At 60.1% G+C, this 4,154-nt stretch carries 6 protein-coding genes; 5 read left to right on the top strand and 1 reads right to left on the bottom strand.

The window, feature by feature from the left end:
- Positions 1 to 327 (top strand): hypothetical protein (locus ACYP5B_RS33565; RefSeq protein WP_459572501.1); only part of this gene is annotated, 327 nt, incomplete at its 5' end.
- Between the two features lie 114 nt (positions 328 to 441).
- Positions 442 to 1,062, top strand: coding sequence for a TetR/AcrR family transcriptional regulator (locus ACYP5B_RS33570; protein ID WP_459572502.1), 621 nt, complete (start codon positions 442 to 444; stop codon positions 1,060 to 1,062).
- Between the two features lie 6 nt (positions 1,063 to 1,068).
- Here the strand turns inward: ACYP5B_RS33570 and ACYP5B_RS33575 are convergent, their stop codons facing one another.
- Entirely contained in the window at positions 1,069 to 1,716 is a 648-nt protein-coding gene (locus ACYP5B_RS33575; RefSeq protein ID WP_400094308.1) for a TetR/AcrR family transcriptional regulator, read from the bottom strand.
- A 572-nt stretch (positions 1,717 to 2,288) separates the two neighbouring features.
- On the opposite strand from ACYP5B_RS33575, the gene ACYP5B_RS33580 reads away from it, so the two are divergent.
- From ACYP5B_RS33580 to ACYP5B_RS33590, 3 genes are all read left to right on the top strand, one after another.
- Positions 2,289 to 2,927: a paraquat-inducible protein A gene (locus ACYP5B_RS33580; protein ID WP_400094371.1), complete on the top strand. Its 639-nt coding sequence runs from the start codon at positions 2,289 to 2,291 to the stop codon at positions 2,925 to 2,927.
- The gene (locus tag ACYP5B_RS33585; protein ID WP_400094307.1) at positions 2,924 to 3,598 is read left to right on the top strand and encodes a paraquat-inducible protein A; all 675 of its coding nucleotides are present in this window, start codon (positions 2,924 to 2,926) and stop codon (positions 3,596 to 3,598) included. The genes ACYP5B_RS33580 and ACYP5B_RS33585 overlap by 4 nt, the downstream gene beginning before the upstream one ends.
- Positions 3,582 to 4,154, top strand: a 573-nt coding sequence (locus ACYP5B_RS33590) for a PqiB family protein (protein ID WP_459572503.1), incomplete at its 3' end; no start/stop codon positions are given. The genes ACYP5B_RS33585 and ACYP5B_RS33590, both read left to right, overlap by 17 nt.

Below are 4,154 nucleotides of genomic sequence, written 5' to 3' on the forward strand. Positions count from 1 at the left end.
CTCGCCTGCGAGTCATCAGCGATCCACGCCACCGAGCCGCTCCACGGACTCGTGCTGGCGTCAGCGACGGCAGGCCTGTTAGGGCTTTCGCCCTTCTCGATAGCCCGGAATATACATCATACTGACTTACGTGTCATGATGACGTACAATTTATTTTACGTGTGGAACGGGACGACTATGACGTACCGGATTCCACATGAGACGAAGAAGGTGCATGCGACCGCAAGCATGTGGACGCGCAGAGACAAGCACTGGATGCGGAGTGATGTGATGGGCAAGACCGAAGGCGCAGGAAGTGCTGTGCGCGCGGCCATGTCGACTCATTGACCATAAGGAAAAAACAGATCAATGACCCCAATACAGAAGAGATTGGCAGCTGAAACAGAACCGTGGGAGACTCGCGACCACCGTCAGCGAGTTGCGGCAAAGCGGCGGCAGCGTATGCGCTCGCTGTTGCTGAACAGTGCGATGCGCTTGATGGTAGAGAACAGGGCCGCGACGCCTTCCATCGACGACATCATTACGGCAGCACGGGTGTCACGTGGAACGTTCTACAAGTACTTTCCTTCGTCTGACGCGATCGTGCGGGAGCTTGTTGGGAAGATTGCTGAACAATGGGTGCGGGCCGCCGACCCCATTGTGCGCGGCCATGACGACCCGGCCGAGCACATCGCCAGGGGAATACGGCTGGCGTCGATACTTACGATACGCCAGCCGGGTGTGGCTGGAATCCTTGGCCGGCTTGGCTGGGCTGGCTACCAGGCACCCAATATGCTGGAGTTTGTCCGCAGGGACATAGAGGAAGGTGTTCGACGCAATCGCTTCAAGCCCATGCCGACCGCCCTGGGGTTCAATATCGTTGCCGGCGCGGCAATGAGCGCAATGCACCGCATGCTTGAAACCGAATGTCGCGAAGATTTTTCGGAGCTCGCCGCCGCCGTGGCATTGCGTGCCTTAGGCGTGGAGGAAGCGGCGGCTGATGCGATATCCAAGTCGCCGCTGGATGCGAGCGAAGTGCTATTCGATGGCTTGCTCGCCGAAGCGAGCGGCGAAGTGCCGTAGCGTTGGCTACGCTCGCGAGTTGGAGGGCTCGGCCATTTCGGCGAGCTTCTCCTGTGCCTTTTCGAGCAGTGATTCAGGCGCAGCGACCAGCTTTGGCAAAGGCGCAGAGGTCAACTTTGTGGCATTCGATGCAGACACGCCGAGCGACCGCAACACCGCCCGGACAATCCGCTCAGGATAATCCTTAGTCGTTTTTCCCTGGGCCATACGGTGAACGGCGATTACCCCCGCGCCCGCCACCATGTCCAATGCAACATCGGCCGAAGCCTCGTCAAACGTGCCCGTCTTCAGGCCTTCCTTGATATCCGAGGGCAGGTACTCGTACACGGCACTCTTCTTGCCGACCAAACTCAGGCCGGTACCGGAAAGAAACTGCGCCACCACAGGATAGGATCGTGCAAGGTGCAGATACAAGCGAATACCCGTTGCAACACGCAACGCCGGGTCTTCGATATTGCCGACCACGCTCTCGATCATTTGCACCATGTCGTGACTGAGCGCTTCGCTGACAGCCGCCAGCAGATCGTCGTTAGTACGGAAGTAGTTGTAGAAGGAACCTTGTGAGACGCCAGCTGCCGCGATGACTTCCGGAATCACGCTGACTCCGATACCTCTTTGCGCAAAGACAATCATCGCGCTTTCAATGAGACGCATGCGCATCCGTGCACGCCGTTCGGCTGCAACGCGAGGGCGATGGTCTTTAAGATCAGGGGCGGCAGGCATCTTCAATTTGAGGACCTTATGTGATTGGACGATTATATCAATACGCCGCTACAACGCCGACAACATGGCGTAAGCCACGTCCCGCCTTCCTTGATACGAACAAGCTCAGTGCCGTCCTCGGCTCGCATCGAGTGCGCAGCGTAGCGCAGTGTCTGCGCCACGACGACCAGCCGTTCGGCCGCTGCAAGGATGTCATGCGGCAGGCCATCGCGAATTTCCACTTCGCAAACAACTTCATGGATAGCGTTCTGAAAAAAAAAGAGCCTGCATGCTGCATGAAACGGCGGGACAAGGAGGCGTTTTGCAGCAGAAGTGCCCGTTGCAATCCTTATACGATACTCATTGTCATGATGACATACAAGTCATTTTGTAGCAGAATACCGAAATCCCGAAAGATTCCGGTGCGCTCGACGCACTGCTTGCCTCATGCAACGAGGCCGATAACCATCCCAGGACACGTCGTGCATCAGAACCACATCCCGCCGCCAGCTCCGCCACAGGACATGCACCGGCTGGTTGCGTGCGAGCATTGCGACGCACTCCATATGCGCGTGGCACTGCAACCGGGCGAACGTGCCACCTGCCTGCGCTGCGGCGGTGCACTCTATCGCAACAGTTCGCTTGCCTATCGCCGCCTGCTGCCACTCGTGGTGACCGCTCTGATCCTGTTCATGATCTCGAACGCGTACCCGATTGTCGCTATGGAACTCAAGGGCTCGCGCATGGAGACCACGCTATGGGGCGCCGTACAAGCACTCTACGCGGATGACATGACGCCGGTGGCGATGCTCGTGTTCGCCACGACGATCCTGCTTCCGCTGGCCGAGTTACTCATGATGTGCTACCTCCTCGTGCCAATGGCGCAGCACCGCATGCCACCCGGATTCGACCGCCTTGTGCGCGGCATTCTCCAGACGCGGCCGTGGGGCATGATCGAGGTTTTCATGATCGGCGTGCTGGTGACGGTGGTAAAGCTGTCGACCATAGCGCAGGTGCTTGCTGGCGTCGCGCTCTGGTCGTTCGGTGCCCTCGTGGTCGTACTTGCCGCCATCCTGTCCTTCGATCCGCGCGAACTGTGGCATCACCTCGATGCGCACGGTGCAGATGACATACAAACCTGCTCGCCGGACGCCGCATCATGACCGCGACTCAATTGCCCTACGCGACCGCCACTTCGCGCGGACTGCTGTCATGCCACGCTTGCGACCGGCTCAGTCCGATGACGCTCGAGGCCGGACCGTGTCCGCGCTGCGGCGCCGTACTGCATCATCGAAAGCCGGCCAGCGCGTCGCGCACCTGGGCCTTCCTGTTGGCCGCTTACCTTCTGTATATCCCAGCCAATCTGCTCCCGGTGATGGTGACGCAGTCAATTCTCGGGACGCAGCGCGACACCATCATGTCCGGCGTGATCTATCTGTGGCTGTCCGGCTCGCACATGCTGGCGCTCGTGGTGCTGATCGCCAGCATTGTTGTCCCGCTGCTGAAGATGATGATCCTGACATTGCTGCTGATATCGGTGCGCCGCAGATCGACCTGGCGCATCCGGGAACAGACCCGGCTCTACGCGCTGGTCGAGGTCATCGGCCGGTGGTCCATGCTCGACATCTTCGTCGTGGCACTGCTGGCCTCGCTGGTGCAGGTCGGGGCGCTGGCCACGATTACGCCCGGGGCCGGGGCCCTGGCCTTTGCCTCGGTTGTCGTACTGACCATGCTCGCGTCACTGAGCTTTGATCCCCGTCTGCTGTGGGATGCGCTTGAGATGTCGCCTCCTCCCATCGAATTTCCGCACTCCGACCATGCCAGAACACACTAATCATCCCCCGCTTCATGGTGTACCGCAGCCCGGGCGCAAGCCTCGCGCGCGTTGGCTACCCTCGCTCGTCTGGCTGATCCCCATCGTTGCGGCGGTAGTCGGAATTTCATTGTTGATCAACACGCTAGCATCGCGCGGGCCCGAGATCACAGTCACATTCCGCACCGCCGAAGGCCTGACGCCGGGCAAGACCCCCGTGCGCTACAAGGACGTCGATATCGGATTGGTCAAGACGGCACGGCTGGCAGCGGACCGTTCGCATGTAATCGCGACGATCGCGCTGACCAAGGATGCGGAGACCTTCGCCGTGGCCGACACACGCTTCTGGGTGGTACGGCCACGCTTTGCAATCAGCGGCGTGTCGGGGCTCGAGACGCTGCTATCGGGCGCGTATATCGGCGTGGATGCCGGCAAGTCAGGCGAGACGACGCGTAGCTTCACCGGGCTCGAAGTCCCGCCAACTGTCACTGCCGACGCCTCAGGCAGGCAGTTCGTGCTGCGTGCGCAAGACCTGGGCTCGCTCGACATCGGCTCACCGGTCTACTATCGTCGCGTG

It is taken from the genome of Cupriavidus sp. 8B, assembly GCF_054589115.1.

Bases quoted from the DNA above. Each gene is read 5' to 3' on its own strand.
- ACYP5B_RS33570 (WP_459572502.1), top strand. From the start codon at position 442: ATGCGCTCGCTGTTGCTGAACAGTGCGATGCGCTTGATGGTAGAGAAC.
- ACYP5B_RS33575 (WP_400094308.1), bottom strand. From the start codon at position 1,716: ATGCGTCTCATTGAAAGCGCGATGATTGTCTTTGCGCAAAGAGGTATC.
- ACYP5B_RS33580 (WP_400094371.1), top strand. From the start codon at position 2,289: ATGCACCGGCTGGTTGCGTGCGAGCATTGCGACGCACTCCATATGCGC.
- ACYP5B_RS33585 (WP_400094307.1), top strand. From the start codon at position 2,924: ATGACCGCGACTCAATTGCCCTACGCGACCGCCACTTCGCGCGGACTG.